The 21,499-nt window shown below is 69.1% G+C and carries 25 protein-coding genes; 16 read left to right on the top strand and 9 right to left on the bottom strand.

Annotated features, from left to right (window positions below; genetic code table 11):
* Positions 1-71: 71 nt before the first annotated feature.
* Together AC07OQ_RS22535 and AC07OQ_RS22530 are read right to left on the bottom strand one after the other, a co-directional pair.
* Positions 72-674 (bottom strand): DUF6988 family protein, encoded by a 603-nt coding sequence (locus AC07OQ_RS22535; protein WP_495055379.1) that lies wholly within the window; start codon positions 672-674, stop codon positions 72-74.
* Positions 675-784: 110 nt separating this feature from the next.
* Positions 785-1,051 carry a hypothetical protein gene (locus AC07OQ_RS22530; protein ID WP_495055378.1) on the bottom strand — a complete coding sequence of 89 codons (267 nt, stop codon included), beginning with the start codon at positions 1,049-1,051 and terminating at the stop codon, positions 785-787.
* Positions 1,052-1,151: 100 nt separating this feature from the next.
* Here AC07OQ_RS22530 and AC07OQ_RS22525 point away from each other — a divergent pair, with 100 nt between their 5' ends.
* Complete coding sequence (locus tag AC07OQ_RS22525; RefSeq protein WP_495055377.1) at positions 1,152-1,334, top strand: hypothetical protein; 183 nt, start codon at positions 1,152-1,154, stop codon at positions 1,332-1,334.
* 152 nt (positions 1,335-1,486) lie between these two features.
* On the opposite strand, the gene AC07OQ_RS22520 is transcribed toward AC07OQ_RS22525, so the two are convergent.
* The 4 genes from AC07OQ_RS22520 to AC07OQ_RS22505 form a co-directional block, all read right to left on the bottom strand.
* Entirely contained in the window at positions 1,487-2,371 is an 885-nt protein-coding gene (locus AC07OQ_RS22520; protein WP_495055376.1) for a diguanylate cyclase domain-containing protein, read from the bottom strand.
* Positions 2,372-2,484: 113 nt separating this feature from the next.
* Complete coding sequence (locus AC07OQ_RS22515) at positions 2,485-3,123, bottom strand: response regulator (protein WP_495055375.1); 639 nt, start codon at positions 3,121-3,123, stop codon at positions 2,485-2,487.
* Complete coding sequence (locus tag AC07OQ_RS22510; RefSeq protein WP_495055374.1) at positions 3,120-4,502, bottom strand: CHASE3 domain-containing protein; 1,383 nt, start codon at positions 4,500-4,502, stop codon at positions 3,120-3,122. The genes AC07OQ_RS22515 and AC07OQ_RS22510 overlap by 4 nt, the downstream gene beginning before the upstream one ends.
* 197 nt (positions 4,503-4,699) lie before the next feature.
* Positions 4,700-6,127, bottom strand: coding sequence for a cryptochrome/photolyase family protein (locus AC07OQ_RS22505; RefSeq protein WP_495055373.1), 1,428 nt, complete (start codon positions 6,125-6,127; stop codon positions 4,700-4,702).
* A gap of 22 nt (positions 6,128-6,149) precedes the next feature.
* Between AC07OQ_RS22505 and AC07OQ_RS22500 the strand changes: the two genes are divergently transcribed.
* The 7 genes from AC07OQ_RS22500 to AC07OQ_RS22470 all read left to right on the top strand — a co-directional run bounded on the left by AC07OQ_RS22500 (position 6,150) and on the right by AC07OQ_RS22470 (position 11,718).
* Positions 6,150-6,728, top strand: coding sequence for a YqgE/AlgH family protein (locus AC07OQ_RS22500; protein ID WP_495055372.1), 579 nt, complete (start codon positions 6,150-6,152; stop codon positions 6,726-6,728).
* The gene (gene ruvX / locus AC07OQ_RS22495; RefSeq protein WP_495055371.1) at positions 6,725-7,102 is read left to right on the top strand and encodes a Holliday junction resolvase RuvX; all 378 of its coding nucleotides are present in this window, start codon (positions 6,725-6,727) and stop codon (positions 7,100-7,102) included. Before AC07OQ_RS22500 ends, ruvX begins: the two co-directional genes overlap by 4 nt.
* Entirely contained in the window at positions 7,099-7,593 is a 495-nt protein-coding gene (pyrR, locus tag AC07OQ_RS22490; RefSeq protein WP_495055370.1) for a bifunctional pyr operon transcriptional regulator/uracil phosphoribosyltransferase PyrR, read from the top strand. The genes ruvX and pyrR overlap by 4 nt, the downstream gene beginning before the upstream one ends.
* A 17-nt stretch (positions 7,594-7,610) precedes the next feature.
* Positions 7,611-8,573 carry an aspartate carbamoyltransferase catalytic subunit gene (locus tag AC07OQ_RS22485; protein WP_495055369.1) on the top strand — a complete coding sequence of 321 codons (963 nt, stop codon included), beginning with the start codon at positions 7,611-7,613 and terminating at the stop codon, positions 8,571-8,573.
* A gap of 136 nt (positions 8,574-8,709) precedes the next feature.
* The gene (locus tag AC07OQ_RS22480; protein WP_495055368.1) at positions 8,710-10,020 is read left to right on the top strand and encodes a dihydroorotase; all 1,311 of its coding nucleotides are present in this window, start codon (positions 8,710-8,712) and stop codon (positions 10,018-10,020) included.
* Positions 10,020-10,763 carry a lysophospholipid acyltransferase family protein gene (locus AC07OQ_RS22475; protein WP_495055367.1) on the top strand — a complete coding sequence of 248 codons (744 nt, stop codon included), beginning with the start codon at positions 10,020-10,022 and terminating at the stop codon, positions 10,761-10,763. The genes AC07OQ_RS22480 and AC07OQ_RS22475 overlap by 1 nt, the downstream gene beginning before the upstream one ends.
* A 67-nt stretch (positions 10,764-10,830) precedes the next feature.
* The gene (locus AC07OQ_RS22470; RefSeq protein WP_495055366.1) at positions 10,831-11,718 is read left to right on the top strand and encodes a ribose-phosphate diphosphokinase; all 888 of its coding nucleotides are present in this window, start codon (positions 10,831-10,833) and stop codon (positions 11,716-11,718) included.
* A gap of 9 nt (positions 11,719-11,727) precedes the next feature.
* On the opposite strand, the gene gpmA is transcribed toward AC07OQ_RS22470, so the two are convergent.
* Positions 11,728-12,474 (bottom strand): 2,3-diphosphoglycerate-dependent phosphoglycerate mutase, encoded by a 747-nt coding sequence (gene gpmA, locus AC07OQ_RS22465; RefSeq protein ID WP_495055365.1) that lies wholly within the window; start codon positions 12,472-12,474, stop codon positions 11,728-11,730.
* Between the two features lie 99 nt (positions 12,475-12,573).
* On the opposite strand from gpmA, the gene AC07OQ_RS22460 reads away from it, so the two are divergent.
* From AC07OQ_RS22460 to AC07OQ_RS22440, 5 genes are all read left to right on the top strand, one after another.
* Entirely contained in the window at positions 12,574-12,987 is a 414-nt protein-coding gene (locus AC07OQ_RS22460; RefSeq protein WP_495055364.1) for a rhodanese-like domain-containing protein, read from the top strand.
* 26 nt (positions 12,988-13,013) lie between these two features.
* Positions 13,014-13,274: a glutaredoxin 3 gene (grxC, locus tag AC07OQ_RS22455; RefSeq protein ID WP_495055363.1), complete on the top strand. Its 261-nt coding sequence runs from the start codon at positions 13,014-13,016 to the stop codon at positions 13,272-13,274.
* Positions 13,275-13,407: 133 nt separating this feature from the next.
* On the top strand, positions 13,408-13,866 hold the full coding sequence (gene secB / locus AC07OQ_RS22450) for a protein-export chaperone SecB (RefSeq protein ID WP_495055362.1): 459 nt from the start codon (positions 13,408-13,410) through the stop codon (positions 13,864-13,866).
* 93 nt (positions 13,867-13,959) lie between these two features.
* Positions 13,960-14,991: an NAD(P)H-dependent glycerol-3-phosphate dehydrogenase gene (locus tag AC07OQ_RS22445; RefSeq protein WP_495055361.1), complete on the top strand. Its 1,032-nt coding sequence runs from the start codon at positions 13,960-13,962 to the stop codon at positions 14,989-14,991.
* Between the two features lie 143 nt (positions 14,992-15,134).
* A complete protein-coding gene (locus AC07OQ_RS22440; RefSeq protein ID WP_495055360.1) occupies positions 15,135-16,109 on the top strand; it encodes a Bug family tripartite tricarboxylate transporter substrate binding protein in 975 nt (324 codons plus the stop codon).
* Between the two features lie 87 nt (positions 16,110-16,196).
* Here the strand turns inward: AC07OQ_RS22440 and trmL are convergent, their stop codons facing one another.
* Positions 16,197-16,667 carry a tRNA (uridine(34)/cytosine(34)/5-carboxymethylaminomethyluridine(34)-2'-O)-methyltransferase TrmL gene (gene trmL / locus AC07OQ_RS22435; RefSeq protein ID WP_495055359.1) on the bottom strand — a complete coding sequence of 157 codons (471 nt, stop codon included), beginning with the start codon at positions 16,665-16,667 and terminating at the stop codon, positions 16,197-16,199.
* A 22-nt stretch (positions 16,668-16,689) separates the two neighbouring features.
* Entirely contained in the window at positions 16,690-17,433 is a 744-nt protein-coding gene (locus AC07OQ_RS22430; protein ID WP_495055358.1) for a ComF family protein, read from the bottom strand.
* A gap of 21 nt (positions 17,434-17,454) precedes the next feature.
* On the opposite strand from AC07OQ_RS22430, the gene AC07OQ_RS22425 reads away from it, so the two are divergent.
* The 3 genes from AC07OQ_RS22425 to ctaD all read left to right on the top strand — a co-directional run bounded on the left by AC07OQ_RS22425 (position 17,455) and on the right by ctaD (position 21,499).
* The gene (locus tag AC07OQ_RS22425; RefSeq protein WP_495055357.1) at positions 17,455-18,390 is read left to right on the top strand and encodes a class I SAM-dependent methyltransferase; all 936 of its coding nucleotides are present in this window, start codon (positions 17,455-17,457) and stop codon (positions 18,388-18,390) included.
* Between the two features lie 269 nt (positions 18,391-18,659).
* Positions 18,660-19,835: a cytochrome c oxidase subunit II gene (gene coxB / locus AC07OQ_RS22420; RefSeq protein ID WP_495055380.1), complete on the top strand. Its 1,176-nt coding sequence runs from the start codon at positions 18,660-18,662 to the stop codon at positions 19,833-19,835.
* 32 nt (positions 19,836-19,867) lie between these two features.
* The gene (gene ctaD, locus AC07OQ_RS22415; protein ID WP_495055356.1) at positions 19,868-21,499 is read left to right on the top strand and encodes a cytochrome c oxidase subunit I; all 1,632 of its coding nucleotides are present in this window, start codon (positions 19,868-19,870) and stop codon (positions 21,497-21,499) included.

Genomic DNA, 21,499 nt, shown 5'->3' with positions numbered 1-21,499 from the left:
GCCGCCTGGGCTTCAAGACGCCGAGCGAAGTCTTTGCTCGGTCCTAGCGGTGTTGCACTTCAAAGTTGACTTCAAGGCGCAGGATTCGCATACTCGGTCATCTTCTTGTTGTACCCATCGAGCAAATGCACTTGGCCGGACATAGCGAGCAATTGACCCGCAGCAATCATGCCGAGCGCGCCAGCGATACCCAGTGCCTTTGCGATCTCCACATCAGGATAGCTACCCTCAACTCGACCCGGAGCGTGCCGACGAGAAACTTGATGGAAGCCCGTATGCGTGAATCCGTTGAGCGAATCCCAGGCTGCTGTCTTGAAATTGGATAGGACTCCTGCCGGCGTACCAATCTTCAGTTCGTACTCGTTGATTAGCGTCTGGAATTTCTTGTCCAGCTTTCCTTGCTTGAACTTGGCCAACTCTGCATCGGTCGCGCATTCATGCAACCAGAGACCGCGAACCAGTGACTCCGCTAGGACGCGAAGCAGCGCGAACGCTGAGCCATGGATAGAAGCGCTGGCCAGCAGAGCAATGGCAGCCTGGTGCTCGATGGCGACATCAAAACAGCCAATGGCGAGCATCGTTCGATCGTCGGTTGGGAAGGCTAGCCCAGCGGTGTTCTCGTCGATCCACTTGATCAACTGAACAAGCCTTTCGTGCTCGACGGGAGATTGCATCTGCGCTTTAACGTTCAACATGAGCGGCAGCCAAGGGCTGGCCGAGCGAAGGCAACAATGACGAGGTGCCGTAGCGAGGCCAGCCCTTGGCTGTCCGATCCATGGCAGGGTTAGAAATTCTCGGTGTCGATCGTGTAGGCATTGGGGTTGTGTCTGATGCTTAGCTTTTCCGCACACGCCCGACAGAACGTGACCTGCGATTCTGGAACCATCCAGCCTTGCGTAGACATGGCCGCCGCTTCATCGAGCCACCAGAAGTCGCTGAATCGAGGATGGCTTGACTGGAATTCGGCGCTGACGCCGCATCCATTGCAAATGCTGAATCCCAGGATGTAGCAGCACTCAAAGTACGGAGCTACGCGCGGCGGAATCTGCATTCTGAATTTCTAACGTGTTGTATGTGGATCGTTCACGAATTTTGCCCAGCATTTGAGCATGTGAACCGCCCCGGGTTTCGAGGAGGCGCCCAAGTCTCTGGTGATGTTCCGCAGCGGCTCGCACAGCATCTTCACCGACCGCGCCGGCACCGGCTGCGCCGAGCTGAACCCGCAGGTCAAGGCCGCGACGCGGGAGCTGGCCCTGGCCTTCCTGGCCCAGGTGTTCGAGGGGCGCGACCGGGGCCTGGCGAGCTGGGTCGGTAATAGCTCAGCGTCACGGTGAACACATCGCGGCGCCCAGCCGACGCCCGGGCATGGCCCTGGCCCCCATGCTGCCGGACCGGCGCCTGGCCCGGCAGGTCCAGCGTGATGCCGCCGCCGTGCCAGCAGGGGCGGCGGGTGTCCATGCCCGTGCTCCTCGATGTCGATAGGCGCTCAATGCGCGAAGGCGGACGAACCGCGGGGTAGCTGCGTGCCGTAGGCATCGGCCTCGGCCAGTGTCAGCAGGGCGCGCGCCGAGACGGCGTCGCGCGGGAACAGGGCCACGCCCAGTTCCGAGGGCAGGAACAGCGGCTCGGCGCCCAGGTCGAAGGGCTGCGCCAGCAGCGTGGCCAGGCGCTGGGCGAACATGGTGGCCTCGGTGGCCGATTCGACCCGCGTCAGCACCAGCGAGAACTGGTCGCTGGCCGAGCGGGCCAGCACGTCGGCCGGCGTGCTGCATTGGTCCAGCCGGGCGGCGGTCTGGATCAGCACCTGGTCCACGGCGGCCTCGCCCTGGAGCTCGCGCAGCGCGTCCAGGCCCCTGAGCATCAGCACGTAGACCGCCACTTCCTGGTCGTCGCGGGCGGCCATGCGGGTGGCCTGGTCCAGCCGCTCCAGCAGCGCGCCCTGGCTGAACAGGCCGGTCAGGCCGTCGCGCAGCAGCAGGGCCGGCATGCTCCGCGGCGCGAGTTCGAGCTCGCGCGCCAGCAGTGCGCCGATATCGTCGAACAGGGTGTCGAGGCCGCTGGCCTTGTCGTAGAAGGCATCGGCGCCGGCCTTCTCGCAGGCCTGGCGGTAGGCCTCGGCGGACTGCGAGGTCAGCACCATGATGCGGCCGTCAAATCCGCCGCGACGCAGTCCGGCCAGCACCTGCAGGCCCGAACCGGTGGCCAGCGACAGGTCCAGCAGCACCAGATCGGGCTGCAGCCAGTTGATCATGGCCAGCGCCTGCTCCTGGCCGCTGGCTTCGCCGACGATGCGCGCCCCCGGCATGCTCTCGAGCCGGCGCACCAGCAGGCGCCGTATCGATGGCGAGTCCTCGACCAGAAAGACGTTCATGCGCACTCCCTGTTGTTATGCCGCGCATCTTCGGGCGCGGCCGTGGCGCCGTGCAGCGGCGCCTGCCGCAAGGCCGGGTGCATGAATCAAGCAAGCTGGCGTAGGCAATCCACCTACGCCGGATCGGTCAGGCCATGCTGGACGCAGTACTTGGTCAGGTCGGTGTTGTTCCTCCAGCCGGCCTTCTCCAGGATGCGGGCGCGGTAGGTGCCGACGGTCTTGACCGAGAGATGCATCGCGTCGGCGATCTGGGCCGGCGTCTGGCCGGCGGCGATCAGCAGCATCACGCGGTGCTCCTGGGCCGACAGCAGCTCATGCGGCAGCTGGCCGGGCTGCTGGCCGCTCAGCAGGCCCAGCAGGTGGTCGGCCATGGCCGCGGTCACGTAGCGGCCGCCGGCCAGCAGACGGCGCAAGGCGCTGACCAGCTCGTCGCCTGCGCGGTCCTTGGGCAGGTAGCCGGACACGCCCATCTGCAGCAGCCGCGCCGCGTAGGCCGACTCGGCATTCAGGCTCAGCACCAGCACCGGCACGCCCTTCAGCGCCCGCAGCATGCGGCTGGCGCCCTCGGTGCCGCTGGCATCGGGCAGCGACAGGTCCAGCACCACCACCTCGGGGGTGTCGGCCCGGGCCTGCTCCAGGGCCTGGGCGATGGTGGTGGCCTCGCGGACCGCGGCGGTCGGCCATTCGGCCAGGATCAGCTGACGCACGCCGACGCGCATGATGGGATGGTCGTCGACCACGAGCACCTTCATGCCTGGGCCTCCTGGCTGCTGCGTTCCGCCGGCGCCAGCGGCAGGCAGACGGCCACGCGCGTGCCGCCCTGCGGTCCCGGGCCGAAGGCCAGGCTGCCGCCGGCCAGCGCGGCGCGTTCGCGCATATTGCGCAGGCCCGAGGCGTCGGGCCGCACCTGGCCGGGGCCCACGCCGTCATCGATGATTTCCAGGCAGTAGCCGCCCGCGTCGGCCGTGCCGCGGATCTCCAGGCGGCTCGCCTGGGCGTGGCGCAGCACATTGGTGGCGGCCTCCTGCTGGATTCGGAACAGCTGGTTGCACTGCTCGGCGCTGAGCAACTGCTCGTCGTCCACGGCCACCTCCACCCGCAGCTGGCCCTGGCGCTCCAGGCCCTTGGCGTGATGGGCCAGCGCGGCGGCCAGGCCCAGATCGTCCAGCAGCGGCGGGCGCAGCGCGGCCGCGATCTGGCGCGCCGTGGCGATGACCTCGTCGGCCATCTGCAGCAGCTCGTCCAGCATCTCCTCGCGGGCCGGCGCCAGCTTCTTGCGCAGCGCCAGCACCAGCATCTTGGTGGCGGTGCCGATCTGGCCGATCTGGTCGTGCACCTCACGCGCCAGGTTGCGGCGCTCGGTCTCGATGCCGCGGTCCAGCTCTGCCGCGAAGCTCTGGATGCGCGACAAGGCGGCGCGCAGCGCCACGGTGCGCTGGGTCACGGTGGACTCGAGCGCGGCCTTGGATTGCAGCAGCGCCTGCTCGGCATGGTCGCGCCGGTGCCGCTCCGCCAGCAGGGCCAGCAGGGCGCCGCAGATCAGCAGCAGGCCCACCACCGGCAGCACCAGGGCCAGCTGCTCGGTGCGCTGCTGCACCGCCTCGGTATCGCGCCGGGCCTGCTCGACCAGGCGCTCCTGCCGGACCTCCAGCAGCCGCAGCTCGTGGCGCAGCTCGTCCATCAGCAGCTTGCCCGAGACATAGGCCGACAGGTCCTTCAGCACCGCCTCGCCCTGGCGCCGGCGCTGCTCCACATTGCGCTCCACCTGCTGGATGCGACGCTCGATGAAGCCGTCCAGCCGCTCCAGCGAGGGGGGGCTGCCCCCGGCGTCGCGCCGCAGCTGGCGCTTCAGCTCGGCATAGCTGAGCTTGAGTTCCTGCTGGGCCCGTTCATAGGGTTCCAGAAAGCTGGGCTGGCCGGTGATGATGAAGCCGCGCTGGCCGGTCTCGATGTCCACCAGCAGGCCACCCACCTTGCGGATCAGCAGCTGGGTCTGCAAGGCCTGTGCGCGCGCCGCGCTGCGCGCCACCGATTCGCCCAGGCTGCGGTGCTCGCCGTAGGCCGTGGCCACGAACGCGATGCAGCCCGCGACGAGCAGACCGAATGCCAGTGGAAACGATGTCAAACGCATGTCCAGCTGAGTGGTGAGAAGCACTCATGGATACATGCAGGGCTGCAGCCGGCGACCGATGACGGGGCTTGCAGCGCCCACCCTACCCATTTTCGCGGCGGGGGTCGGTGCGTCCCGCGCTCCTGGCCTCTTGCCGACCGCCGCCAGCGCAGGCTAGGGCGCGGCGCCGGAAAAATCAAGCGCAGCTGCCCCGGGGGTCAGGTCTGTATGGCCCGGGTTTTCACCGGCGCATAGCGTTCCAGCGTGCGCCGGCGTGCCGCGTCGTGCTGCACCAGGGGCGGCGGATAGTCGGCGCCGGGCGCGGCGCCGGCCAGCCAGGGCGCATGGATCTGCCGGGGGGCGAGCCCCTCCAGCTGCGGCAGGTAGCGCCGGATGAACCTGCCCTCGGGGTCGAACTTCTCGCTCTGGCTGACCGGGTTGAAGATGCGGAAGTAGGGCTGGGCATCGCAGCCGCTGGAGGCGGCCCATTGCCAGCCGCCGTTGTTGGCCGCGAGGTCGAAGTCCAGCAGCCGTTCGGCGAAATAGCGTTCGCCCCAGCGCCAGTCCAGCCCGAGGTCCTTGATCAGGAAGCTGGCCGTCACCATGCGCAGGCGGTTGTGCATATAGCCGGAGCTGTTGAGCTGCAGCATCGCCGCATCCACCAGCGGATAGCCGGTGCGGCCCTGGCACCAGGCCCGGAACAGGCGCTCGGCTTCGGGGCCCTGTTCCCAGCGGATCTTGTCGTACTCGGGCCGGAAGGCGCGGCTCATCGCATGCGGCCAATGGTGCATCACCTGGTGGTAGAAGTCGCGCCAGATCAGCTCCGAGAGCCAGACCTCGGCGCCATGCTCGCCGGCGGCCATGCGCTGCCAGGCCGCGCGCGCCAGCCGGCGGACCGAGAGCGTGCCGAAGCGCAGATGCACGCCGAGGTAGCTGGGGCCCTTGGCGGCGGGATAGTCGCGCGTGCGGTCGTAGCGCTCGATGCGCCGCAGGAAATCCTCGAGCAGGGCCTCGGCCCGGTCCGCGCCGAGCTGTGGACTCAGGCCCGCCGGTTCGAAGCCGATCTCGGCCAGGCCCGGCACGCCTTGCGCCAGCGGGCTGGGCGCCAGCGCGCCGGCATGGCGCCGCACCGGGTAGGCGCTCAGGTAGAAGGGCTCGATCTTGCGCAGCCAGGCATTCTTGTAGGGCGTGAACACCGCATAGGGCTTGCCGGCGACGCTGAGCAGCTCGCTGCGCTCGAAGATTACATGGTCCTTGTAGCTCGCGAAACGGCGGCCGGCGGCGGCCAGGCGCAGCGCGACCCGGGCGTCGCGCGCCAGGGCCTGGGGCTCGTCGTCGTGGTTGGCGAACACGGCCTGCGCGCCCAGCTCGGAGGCCAACTGCGGCAGCAGCTCGTCGGCGCGGCCATGGCGCACGATCAGGGCCCCGCCCAGGGCGCGCAGTTCGCGGTCCAGCCCCCGCAGGGCCTGCAGGATGAACTCGACCCGGCGGTCGGCGCGGGGCAGGGCGTCGAGGATGTCGCGATCCAGCACAAAGGCGCAGAACACCCGGCGGGCCCCCTTCAGCGCATGGTAGAGCGCAGCTTGGTCGTCGATCCTCAGATCGCGGCGAAACCAGACCAGGGCGCGGTCCAAAGTCTTTTCCATGCGCGGAGAATAAAATGCCCTCATGTCCAAGCACCAGATGGCCCTCACCAACCAGTTCCTGATCGCCATGCCGGGCATGGCGGACGACACCTTTGCCGGGGCCGTGGTCTATCTCTGCGAGCACAACGACAAGGGCGCGCTGGGGCTGGTGATCAACAAGCCGATCTCCCTGACCCTGGGGAACCTGTTCGAGAAGGTCGACCTCAACCTGCCCGACGAGGATCTGGCGGCCACGCCGGTGTTCTTCGGTGGCCCGGTGCAGACCGAGCGCGGTTTCGTGCTGCACGAGCCGCTGGACGAGGAGGGCGGCCACTACAACGCGACCCTGGCCGTGCCCGGCGGCCTGGAGATGACCACCAGCCGCGATGTGCTGGAGGCTCTGTCCAACGGCGCCGGCCCGAAGAAGCTGCTGGTGACCCTGGGCTATAGCGGCTGGGCAGCCGGCCAGCTGGAAGAGGAGATCGGCCGCAATGGCTGGCTGACGGTCAATGCCGAGCCGGGCATCATCTTCGAGACGCCGATCGAGGAACGCTACGACCGCGCGCTGGCCCTGCTGGGCATCGATCCGCGCATGCTGAGCACGGACGCCGGCCACGCATGACCCTGCTGGCCTTTGACTTCGGCACCAGGCGCGTCGGCGTGGCGACCGGCAGCCGTTTCACCGGCAGCGCCGAGGCGCTGAAGAGCATCGCCCTGGAGGGCGAGGCGCGTTTCCAGGCCATCGCCAAGCTGATCCAGGAATGGCAGCCCGAGGCCCTGGTGATCGGCGTGCCCTTCCACCCCGACGGGGCCGAACATGAGATCACCCAGCGCGCGCGCCGTTTCGGCCGCCAGCTGAAAAGCCGCTTTCGCCTGCCGGTCCACGAGGTCGACGAGCGCTACACCAGCGTCGAGGCCGAGAGCCGGGGCGCGCGCGATGTGGACTCGGCCTCGGCCGCGCTGATCCTTGAACAATTTTTCCGGGAACATCCATGAGCACACTCCACCTCGATGCCGAGGCGCTCTACGCCGACCTGTTGCGCGGCGTGCAGCGCCTGCTGCAGCCGAATATCGCCCTGGTGGGCATCTGGTCCGGCGGCGCCTGGCTGGCCGAGCGCCTGCGGCAGGACCTGGGCCTGGCCGACGGCCATGGCGTGATCTCCAGCGCCCTGCACCGCGACGACTTCGGCTCCAAGGGCATGAACGCCAGCGCCGACCACACCAAGCTGCCCTTCGAGGTGGACGGTCGCCACATCCTGCTGATCGACGACGTGCTCTACACCGGCCGCACCACGCGCGCGGTGATCAACGAGCTGTTCGACTTCGGCCGCCCGGCCAGCGTGACCCTGGCCGTGCTGGTGGACCGCGGCGGACGCGAGCTGCCGATCGAGCCGGCCTTCTCGGCCGCGCGCGTGACGCTGGGCGCCGACCAGAAGCTGCGCCTGGCGCGCGACGCGGACGGCCGCTTCTCGTTCGACGTGAAGTGACGCAGGGGGAAGACAAGATGCTGAGCAAACGAAACCCCCAACTGAACAAGCATGGCGAGCTGATCCACCTGCTCTCCATCGAGGGCCTGCCCCAGGCCGTGATCCACCAGATCCTGGACACCGCCGGTACCTTCCTCTCGGTCAACGACCGCGAGGTCAAGAAGGTGCCGCTGTTGCGCGGCAAGTCGGTGTTCAACCTGTTCTTCGAGAACAGCACCCGCACCCGCACCACCTTCGAGATCGCGGCCAAGCGCCTGTCGGCCGACGTGCTGAACCTGGACATCGCGCGCAGTTCCACCGCGAAGGGCGAGACCCTGCTGGACACGGTGGCCAACCTCAGCGCGATGCATGCCGACATGTTCGTCGTGCGCCACAGCGAATCGGGCGCACCCTACCTGATCGCCCAGCATTGCGCGCCCCATGTCCATGTGGTCAACGCCGGCGACGGCCGCCATGCGCACCCGACGCAGGGCCTCTTGGACATGTACACGATCCGCCACTACAAGAAGGACTTCCGCAACCTGACGGTGGCGATCGTCGGCGACATCGTGCATTCGCGCGTCGCGCGCTCCGACATCCATGCGCTGAACATCCTGGGCGTGCCCGAGATCCGCGCGGTCGGCCCCAAGACCCTGGTGCCGGGCGACCTGAAGGACATGGGCGTGCGCGTCTGCCACGACATGGCCGAGGGCATCAAGGATGCCGACGTGATCATCATGCTGCGCCTGCAGAACGAGCGCATGAGCGGCGCGATGCTGCCCAGCGCCGGCGAGTTCTTCAAGAACTTCGGCCTGACGCCGGAGAAGCTGGCCCTGGCCAAGCCCGACGCGATCGTGATGCACCCCGGCCCGATCAACCGCGGCGTCGAGATCGACTCGGCGGTGGCCGACGGCAAGCAGAGCGTGATCCTGCCGCAGGTGACCTTCGGCATCGCGGTGCGCATGGCGGTCATGAGCATCCTCGCAGGAAACGAAGCATGAGGGTTGGACCACCCCCTGCGGCCTTCGGCCGCCCCCTCAAGGGGGCAAGCCCGGCGGACCGGCAAAGCCGGATCCGCGGGCTTCGCGCGATCAAGTCGTGCCCAGCGCCATGGGCCAATGCACTGGAGCTTTGCAAGTGAAGATTCTCATCAAGAACGGCCGTTTGATCGATCCGGCCTCGGGCCTGGACCAGCAGGGCGATCTGGCGATCGCCTCGGGCCGCATCGTCGCGCTGGGTGGCGTGCCGGCCGATTTCGAGGCCGAGCGCGTGATCGACGCGTCGGGCCTGGTGGTGGCGCCGGGCCTGGTGGACCTGGCCGCGCGCCTGCGCGAACCCGGTCATGAGCATGAGGGCATGCTGGAGAGCGAGCTGAACGCGGCCGCGGCCGGCGGCGTCACCAGCCTGGTCTGCCCGCCCGACACCGATCCGGCGCTGGACGAGCCGGGCCTGGTCGAGATGCTGAAGTTCCGCGCCCGCAAGCTCAGCCTGTGCCGCCTGTTCCCGCTCGGCGCGCTGACCCGCGGCCTGGCCGGCGAGGCCCTGACCGAGATGGCCGAGCTGACCGAGGCCGGCTGCGTCGGCTTCTCGCAGGCCGAGGCGCCGATCAGGAACACCCAGATCCTCTTGCGCGCGCTGCAATACGCGGCCACCTTCGACTACACGGTCTGGCTGCATCCGCTGGATCCCTGGCTGGCCGGCGGCGTGGCGGCCAGCGGCGCGGTCGCGACGCGCCTGGGCCTGTCGGGCGTGCCGGCGGCCGCCGAGACCGTGGCCCTGCACACGATCTTCGAGCTGCAGCGCGTCACCAGCGCGCGCGTGCACCTGTGCCGTCTTTCCAGCCACCAGGGCGTGGAGCTGGTGCGCGCGGCCAAGCGCGAGGGCCTGAAGCTGACGGCCGACGTGTCGATCAACTCGCTGCACCTGACCGATATGGACATCGGCTTCTTCAACTCCGCGATGCGCCTCGCCCCGCCGCTGCGCCAGGGCCGCGACCGCGATGCGCTGCGCGCCGGTCTGGCCGACGGCACCTTGGACGCCCTGGTCTCCGACCATATGCCGGTGGACGAAGACGAGAAGATGCTGCCCTTTGCCGAGGCCACGCCCGGTGCCACCGGCCTGGAGCTGCTCCTGAGCCTGGCGCTGAAATGGGCCGAGGACGAGGGTCAGCCGCTGGCCCGCGCGCTGGCGGTGGTGACCGCCGAGCCGGTCAGGGTGCTGGGCAATGCGCTGGGCTCGCTGGCCGCCTCGGCCGGCCGCCTGGTCGAGGGCGGGGTGGCCGATGTCTGCGTGTTCGACGCGGCGGCGCGCTGGGCGGTGACGCCGGCGCTGCTGCAGAGCCAGGGCAAGTACACGCCCTTTGCGGCCGACATCAGCGGCTTCGAGCTGCCGGGCCGGGTGCGCCACACCCTGGTCGCGGGCCATATCGCCTACGAAGCCGCCGCGTGATGCGCGGCCCGTTCGCCGCCGTCCTGGCCTTGTGGCGCCTGGCGCGCCTGGTCGTGCATGTCGTGCATGGCCTGCTGATCGTCTGGCTGCGCTTTCCGGGCCTGGCCAAGCCGGAGCGCCATGCGCGCATCGGCTGGTGGTCGGCCAAGATGCTGCGCCTGCTGGGCATCGATCTGCGGGTCAGCGGGCAGGCGCGGCCGGGCGCCAAGCTGGTGATCGCGAATCATGTCTCCTGGCTGGACATCGCCGCCATGCACGCGGTGCTGCCCGAGGCGCGCTTCGTCTCCAAGGCCGACATCAAGCATTGGCCCGTGGTGGGCATGCTGGTGCACGGGGTGGACACGCTCTTCATCGAACGCGCCAGCAAGCGCGATGCGCTGCGCGTGGTGCACCAGACGGCCGAGGCGCTGAAGAGCGGCGACACCGTGGCGGTCTTCCCCGAGGGCACGACCGGGGCCGGCCCCGAACCGCTGCCCTTCCACGCCAATCTGCTGCAGGCCGCCATCGCCACCGGGCTGCCCATCCAGCCGCTGGCGCTGCGCTGGCACGAGCCGGATCAGCGCTTCAGCATGGCGGCGCGCTTCATCGGCGACACCACCCTGCTGCAAAGCCTGTGGCGCGTCGCCAGCGCACGCGGCCTGGGCGTGGAGATCCGCATCCTGCCGGCCGAAGCCACGGCCCATGCCGACCGGCGCGTCCTGACCGAACATCTGCGTACAAAAATCGCCGCGGCCCTGGCCTAAAGTCGGGGTGCATGACGCCCCTTCAACCGCCGCTTGAATGCGCGCCCGGCATGCCCCGTTCGATGTGATGGACCCGAGCAAGAACCTGCTGCTGGCCTTCGAGGACGAGGCATCGCTGGCCCGCGAGCTGGCCGCCGCGCTGGCGCTGCCGCTGGCCTTCGTGACGCGCCACCGCTTTCCGGACGGGGAGCTGCGCCTGCTGCTGCCCAAGCCCCTGCCGGAGCGCGTGCTGCTGCTGCGCGGCCTGCAGCAGCCCAACGACAAGCTGGTCGAGCTGCTGATCGCCGCGCCGGCGGCGCGCGACTGGGGCGCCGGCAGGCTCTGGCTGATCGCGCCCTACCTGGCCTATATGCGCCAGGATATGGAGTTCACGCCCGGGGAGGCGGTCAGTCAGCGCCATATCGCGCGCCTGCTGGCCGGGCATTTCGAGCGCGTGATCACGCTGGACCCGCACCTGCACCGCATCGCCAGCCTCGACGAGGTCATGCCCGTGGGGACGGGGCTTGCCCTCTCGGCCGCGCCGCTGCTGGGTGCCTGGGTCGCGCGGCAGGTGCCCGGCGCGCTGCTGATCGGGCCCGACGCGGAATCGGCCCAGTGGGTGCGCGAGGCGGCGCGCGCCGGCGGCCTCGAGCATGCGGTGGGGAGCAAGCTGCGTCAGGGCGACCGCCAGGTCAGCCTGGTCCTGCCGGACATGCCGGTGGCGGGGCGGGCCGTCGTGCTGCTGGACGATATGGCCTCGACCGGCCGTACCCTGATTGGCGCGGCCCAGGGCCTGCTGGCGCGCGGCGCGGCCTCGGTGGACGTGGCCGTGACGCATGCGCTGTTCAACGGCGATGCGCTGCCGGCGCTGCGGGCGGCCGGCGTGCGCCATGTCTGGAGCAGCAACACCGTGCCGCATGCGAGCAATGCGGTCTCGGTGGCGCCGCTGCTGGCCGCGGCGATCGGCGCCGCCTAGGCCCGCCTGCTAGGCCTTCTTGCCCTGGGCGGCCACCGCGGCGGCGGCCTTGGCAGCGGCTTCCGGGTCGCCCAGGTAGTAGCGCTTGATCGGCTTCAGCGCCGCGTCCAACTCGTAGACCAGCGGGATGCCGTTGGGAATGTTCACGCCGACGATCTCGTCGTCGCCGACATTGTCCAGATACTTCACCAGGGCGCGGATGCTGTTGCCATGGGCCGCGATCACCAGGCGCCGGCCCGACAGGATCGCCGGGGCAATGCTGTCGTTCCAGAACGGCAGTACGCGGGCCACGGTGTCCTTCAGGCACTCGGTCAGCGGGATGTCCTCGGGCCTGAGCTTGGCATAGCGCAGGTCGCCGCGCTCGCTGCGCGGATCGCTGGCCTCCAGGGCCGGCGGCGGGGTGTCGTAGCTGCGGCGCCAGACCAGCACCTGCTCGTCGCCGTATTGCTTGGCCATGTCGGCCTTGTTCAGGCCCTGCAGCGCGCCGTAATGGCGCTCGTTGAGGCGCCAGCTGTGCACCACCGGCAGCCAGGTTCGGTCCATCTGATCCAGGCAATGCCAGAGGGTCCAGATGGCGCGCTTGAGCACCGAGGTATAGGCCACGTCGAAGTCCAGCCCGGCTTCCTTCAGCAGGCGGCCGGCCTGCTTCGCCTGTTCGACGCCGGTCGGCGTCAGGTCGACATCGGTCCAGCCGGTGAAGCGATTTTCGAGGTTCCAGGTGGATTCGCCATGGCGAATGAGCACGAGCTTGTACATGGATTGCAAGAGGATGACGGCCGCCCCATTCGGGCTGGCGCGATTCTAAAGGGGCCGTGTTTTCTATAATCCCGCCTCTTTGACCAACCGGACACGCTCTTGAAGTTCCTGATCGACAACTGGTATCTGGTGCTGGCGGCCGCCGTGTCCGGCGGCCTGCTGATGTGGCCCACGCTGATGCGCAGTGCGGCCGGCGCGGCCCTCTCCACCGCCGAGGCGGTGCGTCTGGTGAACCGCGAGAAGGCGGTGCTGATCGACGTCAGCGAGCCGGCCGAATTCGCCGCCGGCCATGTGGCGGGCGCCCGCAACGTGCCGCTGGCTGCCATCGAGGCCGGCAACAAGCAACTGCCCAGCAACAAGGCCTTGCCCATCGTGGTGCTGTGCGGCAACGGCGCACGCGCCGGCCGCGCCGCTGGCATGCTGCGCAAGCTGGGCCACGAAAAGGCCCAGGCGCTGGCCGGCGGTACCGCCGCCTGGCGCGAGGCGAATCTGCCGGTCGAGAAGACCACCTGAAGCACCGAGAAGGAAGGGCGCGCGCGATGCAAGCCGTGAAGATGTATACCAGCCTGGTCTGCCCCTACTGCGTACGGGCCAAGGCGCTGCTGAAGCAGCGCGGCGTCGAGCAGATCGACGAGGTGCGGGTGGACCTGAACCCGGGCGAGCGCGACACCATGATCGAGCGCACCGGCCGCCGCACGGTGCCGCAGATCTTCATCGGCGACACCCATGTGGGCGGCTGCGACGATCTGGTCTCGCTGGACCAGCGCGGCGCCCTGCTGCCCCTGCTGCAGGGCGCCTGAGGCGCTGCTGCAAGGCGGGGGTGCCCCGCCGCGGCCCTTGGCCGCTGCGCCATAATCGCGGCCTGTTACCCCGCCTTGTGGCCCGTGGCGTTTGGCCGGCGGGCTTCCGACTAGCAAAGACTTAGGCACCATCATGGCCGACGAGAGCAACAACACCCCCGTGTTCCAGATCCAGCGCATGTATCTGAAGGATCTGTCGCTGGAGCAACCGAATTCGCCCCAGATCCTGCTGGAGCAGACCCAGCCCCAGGTGGACATCAACCTGGCCCTGGCGGCCGAGCCGGTCAACGAGGGCTTCTACGAGGTCAGCGTCACCGCCACCGTCACGACCAAGGTGGCCGACAAGACCCTGTTCCTGATCGAGGCCAAGCAGGCCGGCATCTTCGAGATCCGCAACCTGCCGCAAGACCAGGTCGAGGGCATCGTCGGCATCGTCTGCCCGCAGATGATCTACCCCTATCTGCGCGCCGTCGTCTCCGACGTCTGCACCCGTGCCGGCTTCCCGCCCGTGCTGCTGACCGAGGTGAACTTCCAGGCCATGTTCGAGGCCCAGCAGGCGCAGCGCAACGGCCAGGCCGCCGTCGCCAACTGACGGTTCGGGCCCGATGAAACGCCCCTGGCTGCCGAGCGCGGCGGGGGCGTTTTTCTTTGTTCAAATCCTCCCTCATCATCTTCGGTAGCCGTCATGAAGATCACCGTTCTCGGCGCCGGCGCCTGGGGCACGGCCCTGGCCGTTCAGGCGGCCCGCGCTTCCCAGGGGCATGAGGTGCTGCTGTGGGCGCGCGATGCCGCCGCCTGCGAGGCGATGCGCCGCACGCGCCGCAACGAGCGCTATCTGCCCGGCGCCGAACTGCCCGCCGCGCTGGCGCTGGGCAGCGATCTGGCCGCGGCCGTCGCGCATGGCCGCGCGGGTCTGATCGTCGTCGCCACGCCGATGGCGGCCCTGCGCGGCATGCTGGCCGGGCTGCCGGACGGCGCCCGGGTGCTGTGGCTGTGCAAGGGCTTCGAGGCCGGCAGCGGCCTGCTGGGCCACGAGATCGCGCGCCTGGTGCAGCCGCGGCTTGGTGCCGGCGTCCTGTCCGGCCCCAGCTTCGCGCAGGAGGTGGCGGCCGGCCAGCCGACCGCGCTGGTCGCTGCCAGCGAGGATGAGGCACTGGCGCGGCTGGCCGTCGAGGCCTTTCATGGCGCCGCGCTGCGCGTCTACACCTCGACCGACCCGGCCGGCGTCGAGGTCGGCGGCGCGGTCAAGAACGTGATGGCGATTGCCGTGGGCATCGCCGACGGCCTGCGCCTGCGGGCCGAGCAGGCCGGGCAGGGCGCGGCGCCGGGCGTGCCGGGTCTGAACGCGCGCGCCGCGCTGATCACGCGCGGCCTGGCCGAGATGCTGCGCCTGGGCCAGGCCCTGGGCGCGCGCACCGAGACCTTCATGGGCCTGTCGGGCATGGGCGATCTGGTGCTGACCGCCACCGGCGACCTGTCGCGCAACCGCAGGGTGGGTCTGGAGCTGGCCAAGGGTCTGCCGCTGGCGCAGATCCTGGTGGACCTGGGGCATGTGGCCGAGGGCGTCTACAGCGCGCCCACCGTGCTGGCGCGCGCCCAGGCGCTGGGCGTGGACATGCCGATCACGGCCGCGGTGGTCGAGGTGCTGGACGGGCGCCTGAGCCCGGCCGCCGCCGTCGAGCTGCTGATGAGCCGCGAAGCCAAGTCCGAACATTGACCACCCCCTACCGGCTTCGCCGGCCCCCTCAAGGGGGCACGCCCGTAGGACCGGCACAGCCGGATCCTCGGGCGTTGCTGGGGGATGCGCATGGCGCGAGCGCCTGCGCGTCAGGAATCGAAACAGCAAGAAGGAGAGCTGATATGCAACGACGTTCCCTGCTGCAGGCCGCCGCGCTGGCGCCGCTCGCCGCCGCCGGCCTGCCCGCGCTGGCCCAGCCCTGGCCCGCGCGGCCGATCAAGCTGGTCGTGCCCTTCCCGGGCGGCAGCTCGCCCGACATCATCGCCCGCGCGGTGGCCGAGCCGCTGGGCCAGGCCCTCGGCCAGCCGCTGGTGATCCTCAACCAGCCCGGCGCCGGCGGCAATATCGGCACCGGCGCGGTGGCCAAGGCCGAGCCGGACGGCTACACCCTGCTGTTCACGATCCAGGGCCCGCTGGTGACCGCGCCGCTGCTGGCCAAGCATCTGCCCTACGACCCGTTCAAGGAGTTGCAGCCGGTCGGCCTGGTCGCGACCAGTCCGAATGTGCTGGTGGTCGATCCGCGGCTGGGGGCCAACACCCTGGCCGACTTCGTGCGCATCGCCAAGGAGAGGAAGGGGCAGCTGAACTACGGCAGCGTCGGCAACGGCAGCGCCGCCCATCTGGCGATGGAATCGTTCAAGTCGCGGGCCGGCGTCGATCTGACCCATGTGCCCTATCAGGGCTTCCCGCAGGTGGTCAACGCCATCCTGGCCGGCCAGGTGCAGGCCGGCTTCATGGTGCCGGGCATCGCGATGGGCCAGGTCAAGGCCGGCAAGCTGAAGGCGCTTGGCGTGACGAGCCTCGGCCGCGTCGGCTCGCTGCCCGAACTGCCCAGCCTGGCCGAGCAGGGCTATGCCGGCTTCGAGGCGATCTCCTGGCAGGCCATGCTGGCACCGGCGAAGACGCCAATGCCCATCGTGCAGCGCCTCTCGACCGAGCTGGTGCGCATCATCAAGAGCGACGAGGTGCGCGGCAAGATGCTGAGCCAGTACTTCAGCGCCGCCGCCTCGACGCCCGACGCGCTGGCCGCGCTGATGAAGAGCGAGCGCGAGCGCTGGGGCAAGATGATCAAGGCCGCGGGCGTACAGCCGGAGTAGTTCCCCAGCGAAGCCCGAGGATCCGGCTCCGCCGGTCCAGCGGGCTTGCCCCCTTGAGGGGGCGCGCGCAGCGCGTAGGGGGTGGGCCTAGACGGCTCCCGCGTAGCCGTTCTGCCGCCAGGCCTCGAACACCGCGACGGCGACGCTGTTGCTGAGATTCAGGCTGCGCTGCTCGGGGCGCATCGGCAGGCGCACGCGCTGCTCGGCGGGGAAGCCGTCGCGCAGCTCGGGTTTCAGGCCGGCGGTCTCGGAACCGAAGACGAGCCAGTCGCCGGGCCGCCAGGCGACCTCGCCGAAGGGCCGGCTGCCGCGCGTCGTGAAGGCGAACATCCGCGCGGGGTCGGGTCTTGCGTCGGCCAGGAAGGCGGCCCAGTCGGCGTGGCGCAAGACCCGCGTGTACTCGTGATAGTCGAGGCCCGCGCGCTGCAGCAGCTTGTCCTCCATCGAGAAACCCAGCGGCTCGATCAGGTGCAGGCTGCAGCCGGTGTTGGCCGCCAGGCGGATGACGTTGCCGGTGTTGGGCGGGATTTCCGGGTGGACCAGGACGATGTTGAACATGGAAGCGCGAGGAATCGGGAAATTAATCTGAGGTGCGCGCCACCACCCAGGCCTCGACGCGCGTGGCGCCGGCCTGGCGCAGCACCCGGGCGAGTTCGAAGAGGGTGGCGCCGGTGGTCATCACGTCATCGAGCAGGGCCACCTGCCGGCCGCGCAGTTCATGCGCGCGGCGCGGTTCCACGGCGAAGGCCTGTCTGACATTGGCGGCGCGCTGTTCGGGCGGCAGCTGCAGCTGGTGCGCAGTATCGCGCAGGCGCAGCAGCAGGCCGGCATCGCCGGCCAGCCCGCGCCGCCGGGCCAGCGCGCGCGCCAGCTCCCAGCTCTGGTTGTAGCCGCGCTCGCGCAGCCGCGCGCGCGACAGCGGCACCGGCAGCAGCCAGTCCGGCGCCTCGGCCTGGGCCGCGTCGAGCGCCCGATCGAGGCGTTCGACCAGCACGGCGCGCAGCTCCAGCGCCTGATGGAACTTGTAGCGCTGCAGCAGCCGGTCCCAGGGGAAGGCGTAGTCCAGTGCGGCGATCGTGCGATCCAGCGGCGGCGGCCGGTGCAGGCAGGCGCCGCAACGGGGTTCGCCATGCCCGCCCGGCCCGGTCGGCAGGCGCAGCGCGCAGCTCCAGCAGCGCGGCGCCGGCCGCGCATAGCGCCGCAGGCAGTCGTCGCAGACGCGCCCCGCGGACCAGCTCCGGCACACCGCGCATTGCCCCGGCCAGCCTCCCAGCACCCGCTCCACCAGCGAGGGCTTGCTGCCGGGCAGGGCGGGCCGCTCCATGGCTCAATATACTGCCGGCCCATGTCTTCCCCGTCTCCCGCGCCGACGCGCCCCCCCGATCAGCAGATCGACGCGCCGGCCCTGCTGCGCCAGCTGCGCCGCCTGGCGCGCCGGCCCGAGCCGCCCTGGCTGCACGCCGACATCGCCACGCGCATGGCCGAGCGCCTGCCGCTGATCAAGCTGCAGCCACCGCGCGTGCTGCAATGGTCGGCCTTCCTCGGCGCCAGCGAGGCCGCATTGCGGGCCGCCTACCCGCAGGCCGAGCAGTTGCTGGTGGAGCCGATAGCGGCGCTGCGCGAGCGCTCGCAGACCCCGGCGCCCAGGAAGGGCGGCTGGTGGACGGCGGCTTGGCGCGGCCGCGAGAGCGCGCCCGCGGCGCCCATCTGGCTGCCGCAGGAGGCGCCCGAGAGCGCGGCCGAGCTGCTGTGGGCCAATATGTATCTGCATCTCAGTCCCGACCCGCAGGCCCTGCTGCGCCTGTGGCACCGCGCGCTGGCGGTGGACGGCTTCGTGATGTTTTCCTGCCTGGGGCCGGACAGCCTGCGCGAACTGCGCACGCTCTATGCCGACCTGGGCTGGGGCTTTGCCGGGCCGGAATGGATCGACATGCACGATGTCGGCGACATGCTGGTCGAGGCCGGTTTCGCCGATCCGGTGATGGACCAGGAGCGCATCGCGCTGACCTGGGGCGAGCCCGCAAAACTGTTGGACGATCTGCGCACATTGGGCGGCAATCTGTCGCCGGGGCGTTTCGCGGGCTGGCGCACGCCGGCCTGGCGGCGCGACCTGCTGCGCGAGCTGGAGCGGCTGCGCGGGCCCGATGGGCGCCTGCGCCTGAGCCTGGAGCTGGTCTATGGCCACGCCTTCAAGCCACCGCCGCGGCTCAAGGTGGCGGCCGAGACCCGCGTATCGCTGGACCAGATGCGAAGCCTGGTGCGTGGTAAATCGGGGGAATAACTAGGGTGGGGACGCGCAAAGACCACAAGCCAAAAATGGGCCTGGGCTAAAATCCGCGGTCGATCGGAACCTTATCGGCTCGGCGCAAGCCGGGCTTGACTCAGATCAGGCGCCTTGCAGTCGGAGGCGCTGGATGGATGGCGGGGCGCCTCTTTGCCGCGCTGGAACCGATCAAGGACGAGGGACAAGGACATTGCGGCAGCGGGCCCGGCCCTCTGCCGCAAAGCCCATGGGTTGAATTTGAAACAGAAGTGACGACCATGACGATGATGAACGCAAGAGTGCATCAGCTGGGGCGCCGTACGAGCCAGCTGGCGTGGGCCGTTGGAGCCGCGCTGGCCAGCCAGGCCGCCCTGGCGGTGAATGATCTGCCGGGCGGACCGGCGGTCAACCAGCTCAATCTGCATCCGCCGGTCACCAAGATCGCTGCCGAGCAGATGTGGCTGCACAACATGATGCTGGGCGTCTGCCTGCTGATCTTCATCGCCGTGTTCGGCGTGATGTTCTATTCGATCTTCAAGCACCGCAAGTCCAAGGGCGCGGTGCCGGCCACCTTCCACGAGAGCGTGACGGTGGAGATCCTCTGGACCATCGTCCCCTTCGTCATCGTGATCCTGATGGCCCTGCCGGCCACCAAGGTGGTGGTGGCGATGAAGGACACCACCAATGCCGACGTGACCATCAAGGCCACCGGCTACCAGTGGAAATGGGGCTACGACTACCTGAAGGGCGAGGGCGAGGGCATCGGCTTCCTGGCCACCCTGGACACCGCGCAGCGCGAGATGTCCGACGCCGGCAAGCCCGAGGGCGACAACTACCTGCTGAAGGTGGACAACCCGCTGGTGGTGCCGGTCAACAAGAAGGTGCGCATCATCACGACCGCCAACGACGTGATCCACGCCTGGATGGTGCCGGCCTTCGGCGTCAAGCAGGACGCGATCCCCGGCTTCGTGCGCGACACCTGGTTCCGCGCCGAGAAGGAAGGCGACTTCTACGGCCAATGCGCCGAGCTGTGCGGCAAGGAGCATGCCTACATGCCGATCCACGTGAAGGTGGTCTCGGCCGAGGCCTATACCGCCTGGGTCGAGGGCAAGAAGAAGGAAATGGCCGCCAAGGCCGACGATCCGAGCAAGGTCTGGGAGCTGGCGGCCCTGGTGGCCCGCGGCGAGAAGGTCTACACCGCCAACTGCGCGGCCTGCCACAAGGCCGACGGCAAGGGGGCCGGCCCGATCAAGGCGCTGGACGGCTCGCCGGTCGTGCTGTCCGACGACAAGGGCAAGCAGCTCCACATCGTGCTGAACGGCGCGGCCAACGGCGCGATGCCGGCCTGGAAGCAGCTCTCCGACACCGAGATCGCCGCCGTGGTCACCTACACCAAGAACAGCTGGTCCAACAAGACCGGCCAGCTGGTGCAGCCGGCCGAAATCGTCGCCGCCCGCAAGTGAGTCGTCAGGACGTCTGAAAAGGAAGAAGCAAGATGAGTGCAGTGCTTGACCACCACGGACATGACGTTCATGGCCACGACGACCACCACGACCACCATGCCCCGACGGGCTGGCGTCGCTGGGTGTTCGCCACCAACCACAAGGACATCGGGACCCTGTACCTGCTGTTCTCGTTCACGATGCTGATGATCGGCGGCATCCTCGCGCTGCTGATCCGCGCCGAGCTGTTCCAGCCCGGCCTGCAGTTCGTGAATCCCGAGCTGTTCAACCAGTTCACCACGATGCACGGCCTGATCATGGTGTTCGGCGCCATCATGCCGGCCTTCGTGGGCTTCGCGAACTGGATGATCCCGCTGCAGATCGGCGCGTCGGACATGGCCTTCGCGCGCATGAACAACTTCAGCTTCTGGCTGATGATCCCGGCCGCGATCATGCTGGTGGCCAGCTTCTTCATGCCCGGCGGCGCGCCCGCCGCGGGCTGGACGCTGTACGCGCCGCTGACCCTGCAGATGGGCCCGTCGATGGATGCCGGCATCTTCGCGATGCACATCCTCGGCGCCTCGTCGATCATGGGCTCGATCAACATCATCGTCACCATCCTGAACATGCGCGCCCCGGGCATGACCCTGATGAAGATGCCGATGTTCGCCTGGACCTGGCTGATCACCGCCTACCTGCTGATCGCGGTGATGCCCGTGCTGGCCGGCGCCATCACGATGACCCTGACCGACCGTCATTTCGGCACCAGCTTCTTCAGCCCGGCCGGCGGCGGCGACCCGGTGATGTACCAGCACATCTTCTGGTTCTTCGGCCACCCCGAGGTCTACATCATGATCTTGCCGGCCTTCGGCATCGTCAGCCAGATCGTGCCGGCCTTCGCCCGCAAGCGCCTGTTCGGCTACGCCTCGATGGTCTACGCGACCGCCTCGATCGCGATCCTCTCGTTCATCGTCTGGGCGCATCACATGTTCGCCACCGGCATGCCGGTGACGGGTCAGCTGTTCTTCATGTACGCGACCATGCTGATCGCGGTGCCCACCGGCGTGAAGATCTTCAACTGGCTGGCCACGATGTGGCGCGGTTCGATGACCTTCGAGGTGCCGATGCTGTGGGCCGTGGGCTTCATCTTCGTGTTCACGATGGGCGGCTTCACCGGCCTGATCCTGGCGATGGCGCCGATCGACATCCAGCTGCAGGACACCTACTACGTCGTCGCCCATTTCCACTATGTGCTGGTGGCCGGCTCGCTGTATGCGCTGTTCGCCGGCGTCTACTACTGGGGTCCGAAGTGGACCGGCGTGATGTTCTCTGAGACGCGCGGCAAGATCCATTTCTGGGGCTCGCTGATCTTCTTCAACGTCACCTTCTTCCCGATGCACTTCCTGGGCCTGGCCGGCATGCCGCGCCGCTATGCCGACTACCCGACCCAGTTCGCCGACTTCAATGCGATCGCCTCGCTCGGCGCGCTCGGCTTCGGCCTGATGCAGGTGTATTTCTTCCTGTTCGTGGTCGTGCCGATGATGCGCGGCAAGGGCGAGAAGGCTCCCCAGAAGCCCTGGGAAGCCGCCGAGGGCCTGGAATGGGAAGTGCCGTCGCCGGCGCCGTTCCACACCTTCGAGAACCCGCCGAAGCTGGACGTCACCGCCACCAAGGTGATCGGCTGA

This window comes from Roseateles sp. GW821-FHT09B06 (genome assembly GCF_059418245.1).
The sequence above is the reverse complement of the archived record's forward strand: the minus strand, read 5'-3'. Positions and strand labels throughout refer to the sequence as shown.